This is a genomic window from Plantibacter sp. AC185, from assembly GCF_979258065.1.
The window spans coordinates 1,218,855-1,238,808 of the sequence record NZ_OZ409831.1; the positions used below are offsets into that span (position 1 = coordinate 1,218,855).

Consider the following 19,954-nt stretch of genomic DNA (forward strand, 5'->3'; position numbering starts at 1 on the left):
CCCTGCCCCGGTCCCTGAGCCCAACCCGGTCCCTGACCCCAACCCCGGCCCCTGAGCCCAACCCCGGTCCCTGAGCCTGTCGAAGGGCGTCCAGGTCCGGCCACTCTCAGTCCTTCGCGAAGCGGTCCGTCGCGTCGATGAGCGCCGACAGGATGCCCGGCTCGTCGAAGGCGTGCCCCGCGTCGGGGACGATCGTGAAGTCCGCCTCCGGCCAGGCCCGGTGCAGGTCCCACGCGGTGAAGACCGGGGTGCACATGTCGTAGCGGCCCTGGACGATCACCCCGGGCACTCCGGCGAGCTTGCCGGCATCGCGGATGAGCTGCTCGGGTTCGAACCAGCCCTTGTTCGTGAAGAAGTGGTTCTCGATGCGCGCGAACGCCACCGCGAAGTGCGGGTCGGTGAACCGGGCGACGGTCTCCTCCTGCGGGAGCAGGGTGATCGTCGAGGACTCCCACCGCGACCAGGCGACGGCCGCCGGACCGTAGACGGCCGGGTCCTCGTCGAACAGGCGGCGGTGGTAGGCCTCGATGAGGTGGCGGCGCTCGCCGACCGGGATCGGCTCGAGGTACCCCTCCCACAGGTCGGGGAAGACCGCGGAGGCACCGCCCTCGTAGAACCAGTCGAGCTCGGCGTCGCGCAGCGTGAAGATACCGCGGAGCACGAGCTCGGTGACGCGCTTCGTGTGCTTCTGCGCGTACGCGAGCGCGAGGGTCGAGCCCCAGGACCCGCCGAACACCATCCAGCGCTTGATCTTCAGCGCCTTCCGGAGGACCTCGAGGTCGGCGACGAGGTGCCAGGTGGTGTTCGTCGACAGGTCGGCCGCCGGATCGCTCGCGTGCGGGGTGCTCTTGCCGCAGCCGCGCTGGTCGACGAGGACGATGCGGTACCGCTTCGGGTCGAAGAGCCGACGGTGGATCGGACTCGTCGCGCCGCCCGGGCCGCCGTGGAGGAACACGACGGGCTTGCCGTCGGGGTTGCCGGAGGTCTCCCAGTACAGCGACTGCCCGTCGCCGACGTCGAGCATGCCGGTCTCGTACGGCTCGATCTCGGGATACGGCTCACCCATACGGTCCACTTCCTCCTGTGTTCACGACACGTGTCTCATCTAGCATGCCGCACCCATCGCCCCACAGCTCGCGAGGGGTCCCGAATGGCCGGCTCGGCACACGCGGAACCGACCATTCGGGACCCCTCGCGGGCTAGAGCTGGTCGGCCGACACCGAGAAGGTGTCGCAGGCGGACGGACCGGACTGGTAGCCGGTCATGAACCAGCGCTGCCGCTGCTCGGCGGAGCCGTGGGTCCACGCCTCGGGGTTCACCTGGCCGGTCGCGGCCTCCTGGATGCGGTCGTCACCGACGGCGGCCGCGGCGCTCAGGGCGTCGTCGATCTCCTGCTGGGTCACGGGCTTCAGGAAGGCGACCCCCTTCGCGTCCTCGGTGTCGGACGCGGCGGCGACCCACGCGCCGGCGAAGCAGTCGGCCTGTACCTCGATGCGCACGGAATCGGAGGCCGGGCCCGTACCGCTGCGGTCGGCGCGGTCCATGATGCCGGTGAGCGCCTGGATGTGGTGCCCCCACTCGTGGGCGACGACGTACATCTCGGCGAGCGGTCCGCCCGAGGCGCCGAAGCGGTCGCGCAGTTCGGCGTAGAAGCTGGTGTCGATGTAGATGGTCTGGTCCGGCGGGCAGTAGAACGGGCCGGTGGCGCTCGTGGCGGCGCCGCAACCCGTGTTCGTCTGCTGGTCGAAGATGATGAAGTCCGCCGGCGAGGTGTAGTCGACGCCGAGCGCGGGCAGCTCCTCGGCCCAGTAGGCGTCGAGCGACGAGTAGGCACCGCCCATGCGGCAGTCGACGTTCGCGTTCGCGTCGGCACCGGTCTGGCACTCGTCGGAGAGCTGGCTCTCTTCCTGCTGGCCCCCGCCGATGCCGCCGCCGCCGAGGATGCCCGAGACGTCGACCCCGAGGAACTGCGAGATGAGGGCGATCACGATGACGCCGACCGCGCCGCCACCGACGGCGATGCCGGTCGTGCGGCCCCGTCGCTTGACCTTGTTCCCGCTGATGTCGGCGTTGTCGTTGAACGTCATGTCGGCACCCTATCGCGCAGCGCGAGGTGAGGCATATCGTCGCCGGACCCTTGCGCCGACGACGATATGCCTCCTGTCAACCGGCTGCGGTCAGCGGGACTTCTTCGTGAGCGTCTTCTCGTCGACGGGAGCGTCGCCCGAGGCACGGAGCTCGGCGAAGTAGTCGGCGGCCTCCTGCTGGCGCTGCGCCTCCTGGCCGGTCGCGATGGGTGCGCGCACATGCTCAGGCGCGAAGCCGAAGGCCTCGACGAGGTCGAGGGCGTGCGGACGCAACCGGGCGATGAGGCGGTCGACGTACGCGCTGACGGCCTGGCCGCGCTGCGGGGAGAGGCGCCCGTGGATGAGGTACCAGGCGAGGTGCTTCTCGATGAGCGAGAGCCCAAAGAGGTCGTGCACCCAGGTCAGCACCTGCTTGGTGCCGGGGTCCTGGATCTGCTCGACACCCTCGGTGAACGCCTCCCACTGGAGGAGCTCGCCGTGCGCACGCGCGGCCTCGATGAGTTCGTTCTGGTGTGCGTTGAACAGGTCGGACGCGGCCTGCTTGGAGAGCTTGTTCGCGCCGCGCAGCTTCGTCGCGACCTCGGCGATCATCGACTCGACGCGCTCGGTCAGCAGCTCGCGCTGGACGTTCGTGTCGCGCAGCTGGCTCACCGAGCGTGCGGTGGACCCGAAGTCCTTCACGGTCTGCGCGAGGCTCCGGAGTCCGCTGCTGTGCACGGCGCGGTCGGTCGCCTGCTCGACGACGTAGCGGGCGAGCGCACCGGCGTCGACCTTCGCGAACTTCCGGCTGTAGTCGGTGAGGAGGCGCTTGGCGACGAGCTGCAGCAGCACGTTGTTGTCGCCCTCGAACGTCGCGTAGACGTCGAGGTCGGCGCGCAGGCCGGTGAGGCGGTTCTCCGCGAGGAAGCCGTTGCCACCGCAGGCCTCCCGCGACTCCTGGAGCGTGTCGAGCGCGTGCCAGGTCGACAGCGGCTTGAGGGCCGCCGCGAGCGTCTCGAGGTCCTGACGGTCGTCGTCCGAGTCGGCCTTGCCGCTGAACACCTCGTCGAACTTCACGAGCAGTCGGTCGTGGGCGAAGATCTGCGCGTACGTCGTCGCGAGGCGCGGCAGGAGCCGGCGCTGGTGGCGCTGGTAGTCGAGGATGACCTCTTCCTGGGTGTCGCTGCCCGCGTTGAACTGCCGACGCTCACTGCCGTAGGTGATCGCGATCTGCAGGGCGAGGGCGGAGGCCGACGTCGCGGCTCCGTCGAGGGACACCCGGCCCTGGACGAGCGTGCCGAGCATGGTGAAGAAGCGTCGCCCGGGGCTCGTGATGGGCGAGGAGTAGGTGCCGTCCTCGGCGACGTCGCCGTAGCGGTTGAGGAGGTTGGTGCGCGGCACGCGGACGCCGGTGAAGTGCAGCCGGCCGTTGTCGATGCCGTTGAGCCCACCCTTCAGTCCGTCGTCTTCGCCGCCGATCCCGGGAAGGAATGCGCCCTCGTCGTCGCGGATGGGCACGTAGAAGCAGTGCACGCCGTGGTTCACGCCGTTCGTGATGAGCTGCGCGAACAGGGTCGCCGCCTTGCCGTGCACGGCCGCGTTGCCGAGGTAGTCCTTCCACGCCGCGCGGAACGGGGTGTCGATGACGAACTCCTGGGTCTCCGGGTCGTACGTCGCGGTCGTCGCGATCGAGGCGACGTCGGAGCCGTGACCGGACTCCGTCATCGCGAAGGCACCGGGGACGTCGAGGTTCATCGCGCCGGGCAGGAACGCGTCGTGGTGCGGCTCGGTGCCGAGGTGCAGGATCGCCGCACCGAAGAGGCCCCACTGGACACCGGACTTGATCTGGAGGGACGGGTCGGCGAGGACGAGCTCCTCGAACCCGGCGATGTTGCCGCCGTGGTCGTCGGCGCCGCCGAGGCGCTTCGGGAACGCCTTGAGCACCTGACCGTTCTCGACGAGGAGCTTCAGCTGGTGGAAGACGCGGTCGCGGTGGTCGTCCATCGACTGGCCCTCGATCCGCTGCATCTCCGGCTTGGCGGCGAGCGCACGCGACGCGAGACGGGCCTCCGGCCAGGTGCCGAGCAGCTGGTGCGCGAGCGCGGGGACGTCGATCCTCGCGTCGGACGGCGCCACCTCGACCGTCGCTGCCGTCGTACCGCTGACGCTCGTCCGGATCGCTGTGTCGACCATCGCTGTGTCCTGCCTTTCACCCATGAAAACCTCCCACAATGGTAGGACTGTCATAACGATGGGTGAAAGCGCCTGTGGGATGTGGACAAGGGCCCGCCCGATCGTCGTCGATCGACTTGGTCCTCCCCCACAGCTGTCGCAGCTCGCTCCCAGGAGCGGCGTCAGGCGTTGGCGGCGACGACCTCGATGAGCGCCTGCCCGTACGCGTCGAGCTTCTTCGCACCGATGCCGCTGATGCCGTCGAGCGCACCGAGCGAGTCGGGCTTCGCCGTCGCGACCTCCCGCAGCGTCGCGTCGCCGAAGACGATGTAGGCGGGGACGCCCTGCTCCTTCGCCACCCCGGCGCGCCAGGCACGCAGGGCCTGGAACAGCTCGGCCGCGGCCGGCTCGAGCTCGGCGTTCGCGCTCGACGAGCGCGAGGACGACCTCGACGAGGAGCGGGCGGCACGTTCCGGCTCGCGACGCATGGCCACCGCTCGGTTCCCTGCGAGCACCTCGGCGCTCCCGTCGGTGAGGCCGAGCGTGCCGTACTCGCCGACGGTGGCCAGGAGGTCGCGTGCGAGCAACTGACGGACGACGCCGCGCCACTCCTGGTCGCTGAGGTCCTCGCCGATGCCGAAGGTCGCGAGTTCGTCGTGCCGCTGCTGGGCGACGCGGTCGGTCCGCTTGCCGCGGAGGATGTCGATGATCTGCCCCGCGCCGAAGGACTGGTTGCGCTCGCGCTTCAGGCGCACGATCGTCGAGAGGAGTTTCTGCGCCGGCACGGTGCCGTCCCAGGTGACCGGTGGTTCGAGGCAGGTGTCGCAGTTGCCGCACGGCGTGGAGGGCTGACCGAAGTAGCGCAGCAGGTTGACCCGGCGGCAGTCAACGGTCTCGCAGAGGGCCAGCATCGCGTCGAGGTGGGCGCTGAGGTTGCGCTGGTGCGCGAGGTCGCCCGGTGATTCCGCGATCATGCGCCGCTGCTGGACGACGTCCTGCAGGCCGTAGGCGAGCCAGGCGATGGACGGCTCGCCGTCGCGCCCCGCACGGCCGGTCTCCTGGTAGTAGCCCTCGACGCTCTTCGGGAGGTCGACGTGGGCGACGAACCGGACGTCGGGCTTGTCGATGCCCATCCCGAAGGCGATGGTCGCGACGACCACGACACCGTCCTCGCGGAGGAAGCGGGACTGCGCAGCCGCTCGCACGGAGGCATCGAGTCCGGCGTGGTACGCCACGGCGTCCACCCCGTTGTCGCGCAGGAGCTGCGCCGTCTGCTCCACCGTCTTGCGGCTGAGGCAGTAGACGATCCCGGCGGTGCCGGCCGGCTGTTCCTTCACGAACGCGACGAGCTGCTTGCGGACCTCGTTCTTGCCGACGATCCGGTACTGGATGTTCGGGCGGTCGAAGCTCGAGACGAAGTGCTTCGCCTCGCCGAGATGGAGCCGCTGCGTGATCTCCTGGTGCGTCGCGTCGGTGGCGGTCGCGGTGAGCGCGATGCGCGGGACGTCGGGCCAGCGTTCGGCGAGCTCGCCGAGCATGAGGTAGTCGGGGCGGAAGTCGTGCCCCCACTGAGACACACAGTGCGCCTCGTCGATCGCGAGCAGGGCGATGGTGCCCTGGCCGAGGAACCGCCGGGTCGCCTCGGAGCTCAGGCGCTCGGGCGCGACGTAGAGGAGGTCGAGCTCGCCGGCGAGGTAGGCCTGTTCGACCCGCGAACGCTCAGCGGGATCCTGCGTCGAGTTGAGGAACGCGGCACGGACGCCGACGGCGAGGAGTGCGTCGACCTGGTCCTGCATGAGCGCGATGAGCGGGGAGACGACGATGCCGGTGCCCGGTCGGAGCAGGGCGGGGATCTGGTAGCAGAGGCTCTTGCCCCCACCCGTCGGCATGAGGACGACCGCGTCGCCGCCACCGGCGACCTGCTCGATGATCTGCTGCTGCTCGCCGCGGAACGCGTCGTACCCGAAGACGGTGTGGAGTGCCTCCTGCGCCGTGGCGAACTTCTGGCCGGCCGCACGGGCGGCCACCGGAGCCGCTGCGGGCGGAGCGCCTGGAGCGGACGCGACCGCTCCACTCCCCCACGCGACACCACCGCCGAGGTACGCGTCGTCGGGCGGTGGGGCGTCGAAGTCGTCGGGAGCGTCCGCGTCGTCCGGGATCCAGTCGGGTTCGGTGCTCCAGCTCATCCGTCGATCGTAGCCGCAGCAGCTGACACCCCGGTGCCCCTCCACAGGAACGGATCCGAAGAATTTCGCTCCTCTTAATGCGCGACCCCATCCGACACGCGATCGGATCTTTTTCCAAACCACCCCCGTGGGGGCTCCGAAGTGTCATCGAGGGCCGGTTCTGAGAGGCACTCGACAACCGGTCCAAACCTCATCAAAGGAGAATCACATGCGTACCATCAAGCGAAACCACATGGCAGTGCTCGCACTCGCCGCCGTCGCGACCTTCGGCCTCGCAGCCTGTTCCAGCGGCTCCAGCTCCGACAGCGGTTCCTCGATGGAGCCGAGCTCCGCTCCCACCGAGTCGATGGCTGCAGACCCCGCAGCGGACCTCGTCGGCTCGGGCTGCGCCGCCTACGCTGACGCCGTCCCGGACGGTGCTGGCTCCGTCGCCGGCATGTCGGCCGACCCGGTCGCCGTCGCCGCGTCCAACAACCCGCTGCTGACCACGCTCACCGCTGCGGTCTCCGGCCAGCTGAACCCCGACGTCAACCTCGTCGACACGCTGAACGGCTCCGAGTTCACCGTCTTCGCCCCGGTCGACGACGCGTTCAAGAAGATCGACGCCGCGACGATCGACAGCCTCAAGACGCCCGAGGGTGCCGCGATGCTGACCTCGATCCTCACGTACCACGTGGTCCCCGGCCAGATCGCTCCGTCCGACATCGACGGTGAGCAGACCACCGTCGAGGGTGGAACCGTCAAGGTCGAGGGCTCGGGTGACAACATCACCGTCAACGGTGCCAAGGTCATCTGCGGTGGCGTCAAGACCGCCAACGCGACCGTGTACCTCATCGACTCGGTGCTGATGCCGCCGGCAAAGTAGCCGACCGCGGGTTCACCCGCACGCTACACCGGTAACAATCGAACAGCCCCGTCATCCTCTCCAGGATGGCGGGGCTGTTCCGTTGTGTCGGGACCGGAACCCGCTCGCCCGATCCTCCCCCGGTCACTGAGCCTGTCGAAGTGCCCACGAAGCACCTCGCCATCCGAGGACACCATCGACCGGACCGCCCTTCGACAAGCTCAGGGACCGAAGCATGGCACCTCACCCGGTCACTGAGCCTGTCGAAGTGCCCACGAAGCACCTCGCCATCCGACAGCACCATCGCCCGGACCGCCCTTCGACAAGCTCAGGGACCGAAGCATGGCACCTCACCCGGTCACTGAGCCTGTCGACGTGCCCCCGAAGCACCTCGCCATCCGAGGACACCATCGACCGGACCGCCCTTCGACAAGCTCAGGGACCGAAGCATGGCACCTCCCCCGGTCACTGAGCCTGTCGAAGTGCCCACGAAGCACCTCGCCATCCGACAGCACCATCGACCGGACCGCCCTTCGACAAGCTCAGGGACCGAAGCATGGCACCTCACCCGGTCACTGAGCCTGTCGACGTGCCCCCGAAGCACCTCGCCATCCGAGGACACCATCGACCGGACCGCCCTTCGACAAGCTCAGGGACCGAGGCATGGCACCTCACCCGGTCACTGAGCCTGTCGACGTGCCCCCGAAGCACCTCGCCAGCCGACAGCACCATCGCCCGGACCGCCCTTCGACAAGCTCAGGGACCGAAGCATGGCACCTCCCCCGGTCACTGAGCCTGTCGACGTGCCCCCGAAGCACCTCGCCAGCCGACAGCACCATCGCCCGGACCGCCCTTCGACAAGCTCAGGGACCGAGGCATGGCACCTCCCCCGGTCACTGAGCCTGTCGAAGTGCCCACGAAGCACCTCGCCATCCGAGGACACCATCGCCCGGACCGCCCTTCGACAAGCTCAGGGACCGAAGCATGGCACCTCACCCGGTCACTGAGCCTGTCGAAGTGCCCACGAAGCACCTCGCCATCCGAGGACACCATCGACCGGACCGCCCTTCGACAAGCTCAGGGACCGAACGGGGTGGCGCTCAGAGAACGCACGGGGTGCCGGCTCAGGGACCGGGCGGGGTGCGGCTCAGGGACCGGACGGGGTGCGGCTCAGGGCGCGGAGGTGTCCGTGCCCTGGTCGTCCGAGATGGGCTCCGGCTTCCGCCGGGTCACGAGCAGCACGCCGATGCCGGCGATCAGGACGACGCCGATCGCGCCGACGATCCACCACACATCGCCACTGAGCCCGCCAGAGGACGACTCCGGCTCGACACCGCCCGCCTCCGATGAAGGCTCGACCGTGGAGGCACCGCTCGTCGCGCACGCGGGCTTCGCACTCCCCGCGGCGAGTTCCTGGCCCTCGGCCGGCGCCCACTCGAAGGTGTAGCTGCCCGACAGCGGGTGGCCGTCGGTCGAGACGAGCTGCCAGACGACGGTGTACTCGCCGGCTTGCCCGAGCTGCAGCGGCATGACGAGCGCAGGTCCGTTCACCGCTGCGCACGCGGTGCCGTAGTAGAGCCGCTCGTCGCCGGGACCGGTCACCTGGATCTGGTTGGACTGGCCGGCTTCCCCGAGGTCGAGCAGGTTGTCGTTCGTCGTGATGACGAGCTGCTCCGGCTGCTCCGTGATCGTCGAACCCTCGGCCGGCGTCGTCGAGATGATGCTGTTGTGCGCTGAGGCCGGCTGGGCCACGGCGAGCACCGCTGCGACCGCGAGGAACGCGGTCGCAGCGGTGCCGACGAGACGGCGACGACGGGAGACCGTCATCAGGCCTGGCGCTTCGCGTCGGAGGCTGCGCGGCGTGCGGAGGCAGCGATCACGATGCCGGCGGCACCGACGACGAGACCGGCGATGCCGAGCACGCGGCCCAGCACGTCGGTGGTGCCGGCGTCGGTCGAGGCAGCGGCCTCGGTGTGGTCGCCGTCACCGTCGTCGTCCATGGCAGCGCCACCGTGGTGGTCGCCGGCCTCGGCAGCGGTCACGACGACGACGGGCGCCGGCGACTCGAGGTCGTCCTCGGTCTGACCGTCCTTCGCGACGTCGGTCCAGTCGGTCTGGCCGACCTCGCACGTCTGCGTCACCGGGAAGACGAGGGTCTTGCCCTCGGCGTCGGCCGGCAGCTGGACCTGGAAGGAGACGGTGTCGCGGTAGCCGTCGGCGAGGGGCGTCTTGGCCGTGTAGACGACCGTGCCGACGCGCTCGGCGAGCTGCTCACCGTGACTGTCGGTGATGGGCTTCGCGAGCGGGGCCATCTGCTTGTCGATGGTCCAGTTCGGGTTGACCGTCGGCGTCACGGCGTTGATCTCCTCGGGGATCTCGAAGGAGAGGCTCGTCGTGGGCGAGCCGTCGCAGCCGTGACCGACGGCGAAGCTCAGCACCGTGTAGGAGCCGGCAGCGGTGGAGGTCGGCGTGACGCTGACGTGGGCGCTGGCGGCGAGCGGTGCGCCGACCGCGAGGAGTGCTCCGGCGCCGATGGCGACGGCACCGAGCACGGCGGGCTTGCGGAAGGTCGGGCGGGGGGTGGTTGGGTTCATGATCGTCCTGTCGACTGATCCGCACGGCGTCGAGCGTGCGGAAAGGGGGGTGGCTCACGCCGGATGGCGCGCCGAAGGGTGCTGCTGCGTCGGGGCCGACCCGGCCACGCACGGCACCCGTCCCGGTCGGAGGGTGGTGCGTCGGTCAGGCTGCGGCGAGCGCCGGCGGACCGCGGTGTCGCAGGTGGAGCAGGACCACCCCGAGGTTGCGGGGACGTCGGTTGACCCTGACCCAGCGCACCCGGCGGGGCGCGGGGACGAGGTGCGTCGGTGCCGCGCGGCGGGCGAGGATCCGGACGGTCAGGGCGGCGAGTGCTGCGAGCGTCGCGCGTTCGGCGAACAGGATGGCTGCGATGGTCGCGACGGCCGCGACAAGGTGCGCGGCCCACATCGTGGTGTCGCCGTGGGTGTGCGCCGCGGTGACGCCGCCGGTCGCGAGTTCGACGACCCCGTGCCGGTGCCAGTCGGCGGGGCCGGTCGTACCGCCGGATGCGACCGTGGCACTGACGGTGCTCGGGACGAGGGTGAAGAGCGCGTGGTAGCCGAGCTGGCTCACGAGCACGGAGGCGACGACCCCGAGTGCGGTGATGCGGCGGCCGGCGAGGAGGACGCAGACCAGGACGGCGAAGGTGCCACCGACCAGGAGCACGAACGCGGACGGTGCGGCGGCCCCGCCGATCGTGTGCGAGAGGGCGGCGGCGAAGGTGGCGAACGCGGCTGCGGCGGTGCCGCGGGCGACACGGGCCCACCGTTCCGTCATGCGATGCCTCCGGGAGAGCGAGCGGACCAGGTGTCGACGCTCGTGTTCACAGCCTACCCGAGCGTCGCCCTTCGACAGGCTCAGGGACCGGGAGGGGTGCTCAGGGACCGAGGAGCGGGTGGTCAGGCCCCGGTGTCGGCGACGAACAGCAGCACGATCGAGGCGATGGAGCAGACGACGCCGATGCCGAAGGTCACGCCGAAGAGCAGGCGGAGTGCCCTCGTGTGATCGGCCGTCCGGCGGAAGCGTGCGCGCGACGGTTCCCGGCGGGCGTAGAAGACGTTCGGCTCCTCGGGGTCGCGCAGGGCGTCGAACTCCGCATCCGTGACGGGTCGTGAGTACAGCTCGGCCGCCTCGGTCATCCAGCGGACCTCGCGCCCCGGACCTCGATCGACGTCCCCGCCGCCCGCGTCCTCCGGCAGGTCCACGATGACCCCGTGCGTCTCCACCCAGCTGCCGTCCGCGGCCCGCGCGATGAGCATGACGAGCAGCACGACGACGGCGCTGCCGAAGCCGATCCAGGTGAAGACCTCGAAGACGAGGCCCAGGAGATCGTGGGGGTCCACGATCACATGCTATCCGGCGGGCGGACCCACGACCCGGACGGCCTCGCTCAGACGGACTCGGGTCGCTTCTGCCGCATGGGCTCGGCGGGCTGGTCCGGACCGTTCCAGACGCCGATGATGCCCCACGCGACCGCGGCGATCGGGACGGCGAGGACCGCGCCGACGATGCCGCCGAGGATGGTGCCGGCGGTCAGGGCGAGGAGGACGACGAGGGCGTGCAGCTTGAGCGAGCGTGCCATGACGACGGGCTGGAGGAAGTTGCCCTCGAGCTGGTTCACGAGCACGACGATGCCGACGACGATGAGGGCGGCGACCGGACCGTTGGCGACGAGCGCGACGAGGGCCGCGAGGATGCCGGCGGCGGTCGCACCGACGATCGGGATGAAGGCGGTCAGGAACACGATGACGCTGAGCGGCAGCGCGAGCGGGACCCCGATGATCGCGAGGCCGATGCCGATGCCGATCGCGTCGACGGCCGCGATCGTGGCGGTGCCGCGCACGTACCCGCCGAGGGTGTCCACCGTCTTGCCGCCGATGCGCTTGGCGCGGTCGTACGCGGTTCCGGTGAAGGGACGGAGCAGGAACTCCCAGAGCCGCGGTCCGTCCTTGAGGAAGAAGAACAGGACGACGACCATGAGCACCAGGCCGGTGAGGAAGCTCGCCGTCGCGGAGACGCCGGCGAGCGCCCCGCTGCCGAACTGGCTGGAGGTGAGGAAGTCGACCGCGGTCTGCTTGGCGTCCTCGATCTGCTTCTCGTCGATGTCGAACGGCAGGGTGCCGAGCCAGTCCTGCAGCTGCCCGAAGCCCTTCGAGGCGGAGTCGACGAGGTCGTCCCACTGGCTGCGAACGGCCCAGACGATGAGCCATCCGATGCCGCCGAGGACGACGAGGATCGAGACGAGGGCGATCCAGGTGGCGAGGATCGACGGGAGCCCCTTCGACCGCATCCACCGCATGAGCGGGTAGATCGCCGAGGCGAGGATGAGTGCGATGACGACGGGAATCATCACGAGGGAGAGCTGGGTCAGCGCGAAGACGATCAGCGCGGCGACCGCGACGATGGCGAGCGTCTGGATGCTCCGGGTCGCGAACGTGCCGATGCGGTCGTGCCAGAGGCCGCGGGCGAGCGGTTCCGGTGCGTCCTCATGCTTGTCGAACAGGCCCATGGGATCCCCAATCTCGGCAGCGGCGGAGCCGGACGGGCCCCGCGCCCAGTCAACCACGTCGGTGCGGGCCGAGGTCAGGCCAAGCGGGAGTAGCGTTGTCCGTGATAAGGAGGCGCTCATGACGAGACTCGACGCCGACCCGGTCCCCAGCGTCTGCCACGCACCTGACGGATCCGGGACGAGACTCCTCGAGGCCCGCGAGGTCCCCCTCGGCGGTGTCCGCGGCCTGAGCGTCCATCGCACCCTCCCGCAGCACGAGCTGCCGATGATCGGCGCCTGGTGCTTCCTCGACCGCTTCGACGAGGACCGCTCACTGATGCGCGTGCTGCCGCATCCGCACACCGGCCTGCAGACCGTGACGTGGCCGCTCGTCGGCGACATCCGCCACCGCGACAGCGTGGGCAGCGACGTGGTCGTCCGCCCGGGCGAGCTCAACCTCATGACGAGCGGTCGAGGCGTGTCGCACTCCGAGTTCTCGGTGGGCGAGGAGGCGGCCGCCATGCACGGCCTCCAGCTGTGGGTGGCGCTCCCGGAGGCCGCCGCCCAGGTGCCGGCCGCGTTCGAGCAGCACACGGACCTGCCCGTCCACCGCGCTCCAGGATTGGAGGCGACCGTCCTCGTCGGCACGCTGGGCGGCGTGACGTCGACCGCGACCGTCCATTCGCCCCTGCTCGGTGCCGACGTGACGCTCGAGGCCGACACCGTCGTCGAGGTGCCGGTGGATCCGGCCTTCGAGCACGGCGTCCTCGTGCTCGACGGGGCGCTTGAGGTCGGCGGCGTCGAACTCGGCTCCGGCCCGTTGCTCTACCTGGCGCCCGGGTGCGACCGCCTCGAGCTCCGGAGCGCGAGCGGCGCCCGCTTCGTACTCCTCGGAGGGACGCCGTTCCCGGAGGAGCTGGTCATGTGGTGGAACTTCGTCGGTCGCAGCCACGAGGACATCGCGTCCGCCCGGGAGGACTGGGAGGCGGGGTCGCCGCGCTTCGGTTCGGTCGCCGGCCACGGTACGGACCGCATCCCGGCGCCGCCGTTGCCGAACGTCCGTCTGACCCCGCGCCGACGCTCGATCTGACCGCCGGGATCGGGCGCTCCGGACCCCGTTCCGAGCGGTGTCCGTCGGCGTCTCGACGGGCTGATAAAGGATAGGCTGTCCTCAGGAGATCGGCTGCTCGTGAAGGTGGGCTCATGCAACGTCTGAGTACGCGACTGCTGCTGACCTGCGCCGCCATCGGCGTCGGCGGCGGCCTCGTCTTCGTCGTCTCCGGGTACGTCGGCGGCACGATCTCCGCGACCGCCCCCGTGCTCTACGGCCTCATCATCGGCGTGTACTTCCTGCCGGGCGTCGTCTCGCAGGCGCTCCTCCGACGAGGTGGCGTGGCCCTCATGACCGGGCTCACCGCCGGCCTCGTCTCCGCGGCGTTCAGCCCGCAGTGGTTCTTCCGCTACTTCGGCACCGGTCTCGCGATCGGGCTCCTGCAGGAGATCCCCTTCGCCGTGTCGCGTTACCGCGTCTGGAGGGCCTGGGTCTTCTACCTGGCAGCGGGCATCGCGGGACTCGTCTTCGGTGGCTCCGTGCTCGTCGTCCTCGGGATCGAGCACTTCGCGCCCCTCGCCCAGACGGTCTACATCATGCTCTTCGTGCTCAGCCCGATCGCCTTCACTGCGCTCGGACGGGCGGTGGCAGCGGCGCTCGCGAGAGCCGGTGTGGGGCGGTCCATCGCGAAACCCCTGCAGCGCGACCGCGGCTCGGCCGGCACGCGGGCCTGAGTGGACCCCGTACCGCCGACGCACCCCGCCACCGTCGTCCGGCGGGTGCGCATCCGTCACGACGAGCGCGAGGAGTGGACCCCGGACGACGTGTCGTTCCAGGCGGCACCCGGTGAGGTGGTCCTCCTGCTCGGGCCGAGCGGCTCGGGGAAGTCGACGCTCGCGCTGGCCCTCAACGGCCTCGTCCCCCACGCCGTCCCGGCCGAGTTCGAGGGTGCCGTGATCACCGGCGGGCTCGACACGTCAACCTCGACGGTCGCGCAGCTGAGCGAGCACGTGGCGATGGTGTTCCAGGACCCCGACGCGCAGATCGTCACCGGAACGGTCCTCGACGAGGTGTGCTTCGGCCCGGAGAACCTCCTGCTCCCCGTCGAGGAGGTGCTGTCCCGCGCTGAACGGGCACTTCGGCAGGTCGGTCTCTGGGAGCGCCGGACCGAGAACCCCGACCGACTCTCGGGCGGAGGCCGACAGCGACTCGCGATCGCCTGCGCCCTGGCCATGGGGAGCGACCTCCTCGTCCTCGACGAGCCGACGGCGAACCTCGATCCGGCCGGGATCGAGGAGGTCTACGCCGCCCTCCGTTCACTCGTCTCCGGACCGGACGGCGCCGGGAAGCGGCACGCGATCCTGCTCGTCGAGCACAACCTCGACGCCGCCATCGACCTCGTCGACCGGGTCGTCGTCCTCGATCGCGACGGGCGGCTCGCCTTCGACGGCCCGACCCGCGACGTCCTGCTCGGACACCTCGACGAGCTCCTCGCCATGGGTGTCTGGCTTCCCGTCGCGACGCTCGCCGCGCTGCGTCTGCGGTCGGCCGGTGTCGCGTTGCCGGACCTCCCCCTGACACCCGCCGAGTTGACCGCCGCACTCGACGCGATCGCGCTGCCGACGCCGCCGCCGACGGTAGCCGTCGCGCCGGTCACCGCCGAGGGACCGGTCGCGGTCCGCGTCGACCGGCTCAGCGTCGAACGCGGTCGGGGCCGCTGGCGCACCCCGATCCTCCACGAGGTGAGCCTCGAGGTCGGGACGGGCGACTTCCTCGCGGTGATCGGGACGAACGGTGCCGGCAAGACGACCCTGCTCCAGGCGATCGCCGGGGTGGTTCGGCCACCCCGCGGCCGCATCGACGTCGGCGGGATCGACCCGGCGCGCAGCGACGTCCGGACGATCGCGGCGCACATCGGCTTCGTCTTCCAGAACCCCGAGCACCAGTTCATCGCCCACACCGTCCACGACGAACTCGCGCACGGCCTGCGGATCCGGGGCGTCGACGACACCGGGATCGAGCGGCGCGTCGACGACCTGCTGCGGCGGTTCGGCCTGGCATCCGCCCGCGACGTGCATCCGTTCCTCCTCTCCGGCGGCCAGAAGCGCCGACTGTCCGTCGGGAGCGCCCTCATCGCCGGAGCTCCGGTGCTCGCGCTCGACGAACCGACCTTCGGTCAGGACCGGGCGCGGGCGAACGAGCTCCTGGACCTCCTCGCCGGACTCAACGCGCAGGGCACCACAGTCCTCGTCGTGACCCACGACCTCCAACTCGTCGCCGATCACGCGAGTCACGTCGCGGTGATGGCCGGCGGTCGCCTACTCGCCCACGACACGACCGCCGCGGTCCTCGGCGACGACGAGCTCCTGCACCGCGCGGGGCTCCGGCCACCACCGCTCGCCCAGGCGATGCGCTCGCTGGCGAACCACCCCGACTGGCGGCATCTGTCGAGACTCGACGACCTGCCCGGGGCGGCCGCCCGATGAGCGCCTCGACGATCGACCCGTACGCCTCGGGCACGGCACCGGCCGGTCGATTCCTGTACCGGTTGAACCCGCTCGCGAAGCTCGGTGCCCCGCTCCCGGTGATGATCCTGCTCGCGTTCACGAGGGACCCGGTCACGCCGGCGCTCTTCATCGCCCTCGCGGTCGTCGTCATCCTCGTCGGGGCCAGCCTCACGCGGACGGTCGCCCTCCTGCTCTTCGTGGCACTGCCGCTCATCGTCGCGATCATGTCGTTCAGCTTCGGCCTGTGGACCGACCCGAGCCGCGTCGACCAGTCCGTCCTGCTGTTCCAGGTCGGCGATTACCGGTTCTTCCTCGGGGCGCTGCTCGTCGGCCTCGCGACGGCACTGCGGCTCGCGGCCCTCCTCGTCCTCGCCTGCATCGGCGGCCTCACCTCGACCGGCCCGGAGTTCGTCCGCGCGATGATCCAGCAGCTGCACGTGCCCTACCGAATCGGGTACACGGCGCTCGCCGCCTACCGGTTCGTGCCGCGGTTCGGGCACGAACTGGAGGTGATCCGTTCCGCCCACCGCGTCCGCGGCATGGCCGAGGGTCGCGGACCGATCGCCGCGGTCCGCCGCGCCGGCGGCACCGTCGTGCCGCTGCTGGCCGGTGCCATCCGTCACGCGGAGCGGGTCGCGCTCGCCATGGACTCCCGCGCGTTCGGCGCCCATACGCAGCGCACGGAGCGGACCCGCATCCCCTTCCGCACCCGCGACTGGTGCTTCATGGTCGCCTTCTGGCTCGTAAGCGCCGCCCTCCTGTGGTGGGGTCTCGCCGCGGGTCCGGGTCCCGTCATCCGGAACTGATCGTCCGGAGTCACCCGGAGTACTCGAACATATGTTCTAATGGAGGCATGCGGTGGAGTGGACAGGAACTCGGGGTTGAGGCGACGTCGGCGCTGCCGGGCCTCGCGAAGCTGAACAACCTCGTTCGCAGCGTCCAGACGCCCGAGTTCGCCGGGATCACCTTCCACGAGGTGCTCGCGAAGTCCGCACTCAACCGCGTGCCGGGCCAGTCCGTGATGCCGTTCGGGTGGACCATCAACCCCTATCGGGGCTGCTCGCATGCGTGCGTGTACTGCTTCGCCCGACCGACGCATTCGTACTTGGACCTCGATGCCGGGAAGGACTTCGACTCGCAGCTCATCGTCAAGGTGAACGTCGCCGAGGTCCTCGAGAAGGAGCTCGCGAAGGCGAGCTGGGGCAGGCACCCGGTGGCACTCGGCACGAACACCGACCCGTATCAGCGCGCCGAGGGCAAGTACCGGCTCATGCCGGGGATCATCAACGCCCTCGCCGACTCGGGAACCCCGTTCTCGATCCTGACGAAGGGCACGCTGCTCCGGCGAGACCTGCCACTCCTGGCCGAGGTCGCTCAGCGCGTACCGGTCGACCTCGCCATGTCGATCGCCATCTACGACGACGAGCTGCAGCAGTCGATCGAGCCCGGCACCCCGACGGCGGCGGCCAGACTCGCGACCGTCCGCGCGGCTGCCGACCTCGGCTTCGACGTCGGGGTCTTCATGATGCCGATCCTCCCCTACCTGACCGACACCGTCGACCACCTCGACCTCGCCCTGTCGCGCATCCGCGAGGCGGGCGCGAGCACCGTCCTCTTCTCGACCCTGTACCTGAAGGCCGGCGTCAAACCCTGGTTCATGCAGTGGCTGTCGCGAGAGCACCCCGAGCTCGTCGACCGGTACACCTCGATGTACGCCGACGGCGCCTACGCCCCGAAGGAGTACCGGAAGTGGCTGGCCGCGCGCATCCGCCCGATGATCCGCGAGCACGGGCTCGAGCGCGGCACCGAAGACCCCGCCACCGGGGGTGTCCGCTCGTCGGCGCTCGGCATGTTGCGCGACGGGTACGGCGAGCGGGCCGAGCTGCGCAAGCGCGTCCCGGAGTTCGTCACGACCGGCCTGCAGGTCCAGCCGACCCTCTTCTGACCCGTTCGTTCGCCCATTCTTGGGCGAGCCAACGCCCGTTTGCCCAAGAATGGGCGAACGAACCGGCGTCAGGCGTCGGGGATGAGCCGCTTGCTGAGCAGCGCGACCTCGTCGGTGCCGTACCCGAGCGCCTCGTAGAACCCGATCACCCGGTCGTTGCCCGTCCGGACCATGAGGTTGATCTTCGGGCACCCGAGTTCGATGAGCAGGCGCTCGGCCTCGGCCATGAGCTCCCGACCGAGCCCACCACCCTGCTGGGCCGGCGACACCGCCAGGTAGTGCACCCAGCCGCGGTGGCCGTCGTACCCCACCATCGCGGTGCCGACGAGGGCGCCGTCCGCATCCGCCGCGACGAGGAACAGCTCGGGCTGCGTGGTCGACTTGCGCTCGATGTCCTTCGCCGGGTCGTTCCACGGTCGGGTGAGACCGACGACGCTCCACAGGGCGATGACGGCGTCGGTGTCGGCTGGGGTGAACGGACGGATCTGCATCGTTCCAGTCTTCCGCACCCGTCTCCTGCCCGATGCACAGGCACGCGTACGACCGCCGTCGATACAGTTGGTCACCCGAGCATCGACGAACGGACGCGTATGAGCATCGACCCTGGGCTGGAACCGGCCGACGACGACACCCGGTCGGACGACCAGCCCACGCCGATCACCGTCGACACCGGCAGCGGCCCGGTCACCGGACGCAGTGCGGGCGGTGTCTCCAGCTTCCTCGGCATCCCGTATGCGGCGGCGCCGTTCGGCGACGACCGGTTCCGCCTCCCCCAGCCGGTCGAGCCCTGGGACGAGCCGCGGGACGCGACCCGGCCCGGCGCCACCGCACCGCAGGCCCCGTATGCCGGCGCGGTCGGCGACCTCCTCTCCACGGTGACCGTGCCGGGGAACGAGATCCTCAACGTCAACGTGTGGACACCGACCGAGCCGTCGACCGCCCTGCGCCCGGTGATGGTCTGGATCCACGGAGGCTCGTTCGTCCACGGCTCCAACGCGCTCGACGCCTACGACGGCACCGCATTCGCTCGCGACGGCGTCGTCCTCGTCTCCGTCAACTACCGTCTCGGGTCCGAGGGGTTCTCGGTGCTCGACGACGTCCCGCTGAACCTCGGTCTCGCCGACCAACTCGCGGCGTTGACGTGGGTGCAGGACGAGATCGCCCGCTTCGGCGGTGACCCCGACAACGTCACCGTCTTCGGCGAATCCGCGGGCGGGGCCTCGGTCGCGGCACTCCTCGCGCACCCGGACGCCTCGTCCGTGATGCGACGGGCGATCATCCAGAGCGGCCCGCTGCGCTCGGAACCCCGAGAGCGCTCCGGCCGGATCTCGAAGCTCATGGCCAAGGACCTCGGCGTGCCGGCCACCAGGGCCGGCTTCCGCCGTGTGCCGCCCGAGGGACTCGTCGGGGCCCAGGAACGGGTGATGGGCGGAGGCAACCCGCTGACCGGCGGTCCGGGATTCTCGATCACGACGTCGTCGCCACTCGCGCCGCTGAGTCCGCTGGACGCCCTGGTGTCGGGCGGCTCCGCCGACATACCCGTGCTCATCGGGACGACGACGGAGGAGCACCGACTGTTCCTCGTCCCGACCGGCATCGCCCGGCGGATCACGCGCCTCCAACTGTTCGCGGCGCGACTGCGCTTCGGAGTCAGTGCGTCGGCCGTGCGGACCTTCCGCCGCAGCCGTCCGAAAGCGAAGTCCGGCGAGATCCTCGGGGCGATCGCCACCGACATCCTGCTCCGCGTCCCACTCAATCAACTGGCGGACGCACGCGCCGACAACGGCTCGGACACCTGGGTGTACGAGTTCGCCTGGCGGAGCCCGGTCGGCGGGGACGGCGAGGGAGAGCTCGGTGCGGCCCACGCGATGGAGATCGGCTTCGTCTTCGACCACCTCGACTCCCCGGAGGCGGTCCGCATGGCGGGCCCGTCCGCCCCGCAGTCGCTCGCGACCGCGATGCACGACGCCTGGGTCGCGTTCGCGAAGACAGGGGACCCGGGCTGGCAGCGTTGGGACGCCACCCGTCCGGTCCGGACCTTCGACGGGGTCGACGACGCCGTCATCCTCGCGCCGCGCGACGACGAGCGGGCTGCCCTCACCCCCTGACACGCGAGAA

17 protein-coding genes are annotated in these 19,954 nt (G+C 70.4%); 7 read left to right on the plus strand and 10 right to left on the minus strand.

Going from position 1 to position 19,954, the window contains the following annotated elements:
* Nucleotides 1-106: 106 nt before the first annotated feature.
* The 4 genes from pip to recQ form a co-directional block, all read right to left on the minus strand.
* Nucleotides 107-1,066, minus strand: coding sequence for a prolyl aminopeptidase (pip, locus tag ACZZZB_RS05785; protein ID WP_463529173.1), 960 nt, complete (start codon nucleotides 1,064-1,066; stop codon nucleotides 107-109).
* 133 nt (nucleotides 1,067-1,199) lie between these two features.
* Nucleotides 1,200-2,087, minus strand: a complete 888-nt coding sequence (gene ypfJ / locus ACZZZB_RS05790; protein ID WP_086474588.1) for a KPN_02809 family neutral zinc metallopeptidase — start codon at nucleotides 2,085-2,087, stop codon at nucleotides 1,200-1,202.
* Nucleotides 2,088-2,177: 90 nt separating this feature from the next.
* Complete coding sequence (locus ACZZZB_RS05795; RefSeq protein WP_463529174.1) at nucleotides 2,178-4,259, minus strand: acyl-CoA dehydrogenase family protein; 2,082 nt, start codon at nucleotides 4,257-4,259, stop codon at nucleotides 2,178-2,180.
* A 161-nt stretch (nucleotides 4,260-4,420) separates the two neighbouring features.
* Entirely contained in the window at nucleotides 4,421-6,424 is a 2,004-nt protein-coding gene (recQ, locus tag ACZZZB_RS05800) for a DNA helicase RecQ (RefSeq protein ID WP_463529175.1), read from the minus strand.
* A 208-nt stretch (nucleotides 6,425-6,632) separates the two neighbouring features.
* On the opposite strand from recQ, the gene ACZZZB_RS05805 reads away from it, so the two are divergent.
* On the plus strand, nucleotides 6,633-7,289 hold the full coding sequence (locus ACZZZB_RS05805) for a fasciclin domain-containing protein (protein ID WP_192004570.1): 657 nt from the start codon (nucleotides 6,633-6,635) through the stop codon (nucleotides 7,287-7,289).
* A gap of 1,149 nt (nucleotides 7,290-8,438) precedes the next feature.
* Here the strand turns inward: ACZZZB_RS05805 and ACZZZB_RS05810 are convergent.
* The 5 genes from ACZZZB_RS05810 to ACZZZB_RS05830 all read right to left on the minus strand — a co-directional run bounded on the left by ACZZZB_RS05810 (nucleotide 8,439) and on the right by ACZZZB_RS05830 (nucleotide 12,354).
* On the minus strand, nucleotides 8,439-9,095 hold the full coding sequence (locus ACZZZB_RS05810) for a copper resistance CopC family protein (protein ID WP_463529176.1): 657 nt from the start codon (nucleotides 9,093-9,095) through the stop codon (nucleotides 8,439-8,441).
* Complete coding sequence (locus ACZZZB_RS05815) at nucleotides 9,095-9,862, minus strand: YcnI family copper-binding membrane protein (RefSeq protein ID WP_463529177.1); 768 nt, start codon at nucleotides 9,860-9,862, stop codon at nucleotides 9,095-9,097. Before ACZZZB_RS05815 ends, ACZZZB_RS05810 begins: the two co-directional genes overlap by 1 nt.
* Before the next feature lie 145 nt (nucleotides 9,863-10,007).
* A complete protein-coding gene (locus ACZZZB_RS05820; RefSeq protein WP_463529178.1) occupies nucleotides 10,008-10,622 on the minus strand; it encodes a hypothetical protein in 615 nt (204 codons plus the stop codon).
* A gap of 122 nt (nucleotides 10,623-10,744) precedes the next feature.
* Nucleotides 10,745-11,188, minus strand: a complete 444-nt coding sequence (locus tag ACZZZB_RS05825; protein WP_159877764.1) for a DUF3592 domain-containing protein — start codon at nucleotides 11,186-11,188, stop codon at nucleotides 10,745-10,747.
* Between the two features lie 47 nt (nucleotides 11,189-11,235).
* Entirely contained in the window at nucleotides 11,236-12,354 is a 1,119-nt protein-coding gene (locus ACZZZB_RS05830) for an AI-2E family transporter (protein ID WP_079705105.1), read from the minus strand.
* A 118-nt stretch (nucleotides 12,355-12,472) separates the two neighbouring features.
* Here ACZZZB_RS05830 and ACZZZB_RS05835 point away from each other — a divergent pair, with 118 nt between their 5' ends.
* From ACZZZB_RS05835 to ACZZZB_RS05855, 5 genes are all read left to right on the plus strand, one after another.
* The gene (locus tag ACZZZB_RS05835) at nucleotides 12,473-13,423 is read left to right on the plus strand and encodes a pirin family protein (protein ID WP_463529179.1); all 951 of its coding nucleotides are present in this window, start codon (nucleotides 12,473-12,475) and stop codon (nucleotides 13,421-13,423) included.
* A 113-nt stretch (nucleotides 13,424-13,536) separates the two neighbouring features.
* Complete coding sequence (locus ACZZZB_RS05840; protein WP_463529180.1) at nucleotides 13,537-14,118, plus strand: ECF transporter S component; 582 nt, start codon at nucleotides 13,537-13,539, stop codon at nucleotides 14,116-14,118.
* The gene (locus tag ACZZZB_RS05845; RefSeq protein WP_463529181.1) at nucleotides 14,119-15,870 is read left to right on the plus strand and encodes an ABC transporter ATP-binding protein; all 1,752 of its coding nucleotides are present in this window, start codon (nucleotides 14,119-14,121) and stop codon (nucleotides 15,868-15,870) included.
* Complete coding sequence (locus ACZZZB_RS05850; RefSeq protein WP_463529182.1) at nucleotides 15,867-16,697, plus strand: energy-coupling factor transporter transmembrane component T family protein; 831 nt, start codon at nucleotides 15,867-15,869, stop codon at nucleotides 16,695-16,697. Before ACZZZB_RS05845 ends, ACZZZB_RS05850 begins: the two co-directional genes overlap by 4 nt.
* Nucleotides 16,698-16,744: 47 nt before the next feature.
* The gene (locus tag ACZZZB_RS05855) at nucleotides 16,745-17,836 is read left to right on the plus strand and encodes an Rv2578c family radical SAM protein (protein ID WP_194643892.1); all 1,092 of its coding nucleotides are present in this window, start codon (nucleotides 16,745-16,747) and stop codon (nucleotides 17,834-17,836) included.
* A 68-nt stretch (nucleotides 17,837-17,904) separates the two neighbouring features.
* Here the strand turns inward: ACZZZB_RS05855 and ACZZZB_RS05860 are convergent, their stop codons facing one another.
* Nucleotides 17,905-18,327 carry a GNAT family acetyltransferase gene (locus tag ACZZZB_RS05860; protein ID WP_463529183.1) on the minus strand — a complete coding sequence of 141 codons (423 nt, stop codon included), beginning with the start codon at nucleotides 18,325-18,327 and terminating at the stop codon, nucleotides 17,905-17,907.
* Nucleotides 18,328-18,426: 99 nt separating this feature from the next.
* On the opposite strand from ACZZZB_RS05860, the gene ACZZZB_RS05865 reads away from it, so the two are divergent.
* Nucleotides 18,427-19,944, plus strand: coding sequence for a carboxylesterase/lipase family protein (locus tag ACZZZB_RS05865; RefSeq protein ID WP_463529184.1), 1,518 nt, complete (start codon nucleotides 18,427-18,429; stop codon nucleotides 19,942-19,944).
* Nucleotides 19,945-19,954 lie beyond the last annotated feature (10 nt).

What these genes read in the sequence shown, in the direction of transcription:
- pip (WP_463529173.1), bottom strand. Translation starts at nt 1,066, where the DNA reads ATGGGTGAGCCGTATCCCGAGATCGAGCCGTACGAGACCGGCATGCTC.
- ypfJ (WP_086474588.1), bottom strand. Translation starts at nt 2,087, where the DNA reads ATGACGTTCAACGACAACGCCGACATCAGCGGGAACAAGGTCAAGCGA.
- ACZZZB_RS05795 (WP_463529174.1), bottom strand. Translation starts at nt 4,259, where the DNA reads ATGGTCGACACAGCGATCCGGACGAGCGTCAGCGGTACGACGGCAGCG.
- recQ (WP_463529175.1), bottom strand. Translation starts at nt 6,424, where the DNA reads ATGAGCTGGAGCACCGAACCCGACTGGATCCCGGACGACGCGGACGCT.
- ACZZZB_RS05805 (WP_192004570.1), top strand. Translation starts at nt 6,633, where the DNA reads ATGCGTACCATCAAGCGAAACCACATGGCAGTGCTCGCACTCGCCGCC.
- ACZZZB_RS05810 (WP_463529176.1), bottom strand. Translation starts at nt 9,095, where the DNA reads ATGACGGTCTCCCGTCGTCGCCGTCTCGTCGGCACCGCTGCGACCGCG.
- ACZZZB_RS05815 (WP_463529177.1), bottom strand. Translation starts at nt 9,862, where the DNA reads ATGAACCCAACCACCCCCCGCCCGACCTTCCGCAAGCCCGCCGTGCTC.
- ACZZZB_RS05820 (WP_463529178.1), bottom strand. Translation starts at nt 10,622, where the DNA reads ATGACGGAACGGTGGGCCCGTGTCGCCCGCGGCACCGCCGCAGCCGCG.
- ACZZZB_RS05830 (WP_079705105.1), bottom strand. Translation starts at nt 12,354, where the DNA reads ATGGGCCTGTTCGACAAGCATGAGGACGCACCGGAACCGCTCGCCCGC.
- ACZZZB_RS05835 (WP_463529179.1), top strand. Translation starts at nt 12,473, where the DNA reads ATGACGAGACTCGACGCCGACCCGGTCCCCAGCGTCTGCCACGCACCT.
- ACZZZB_RS05840 (WP_463529180.1), top strand. Translation starts at nt 13,537, where the DNA reads ATGCAACGTCTGAGTACGCGACTGCTGCTGACCTGCGCCGCCATCGGC.
- ACZZZB_RS05850 (WP_463529182.1), top strand. Translation starts at nt 15,867, where the DNA reads ATGAGCGCCTCGACGATCGACCCGTACGCCTCGGGCACGGCACCGGCC.
- ACZZZB_RS05855 (WP_194643892.1), top strand. Translation starts at nt 16,745, where the DNA reads ATGCGGTGGAGTGGACAGGAACTCGGGGTTGAGGCGACGTCGGCGCTG.
- ACZZZB_RS05860 (WP_463529183.1), bottom strand. Translation starts at nt 18,327, where the DNA reads ATGCAGATCCGTCCGTTCACCCCAGCCGACACCGACGCCGTCATCGCC.
- ACZZZB_RS05865 (WP_463529184.1), top strand. Translation starts at nt 18,427, where the DNA reads ATGAGCATCGACCCTGGGCTGGAACCGGCCGACGACGACACCCGGTCG.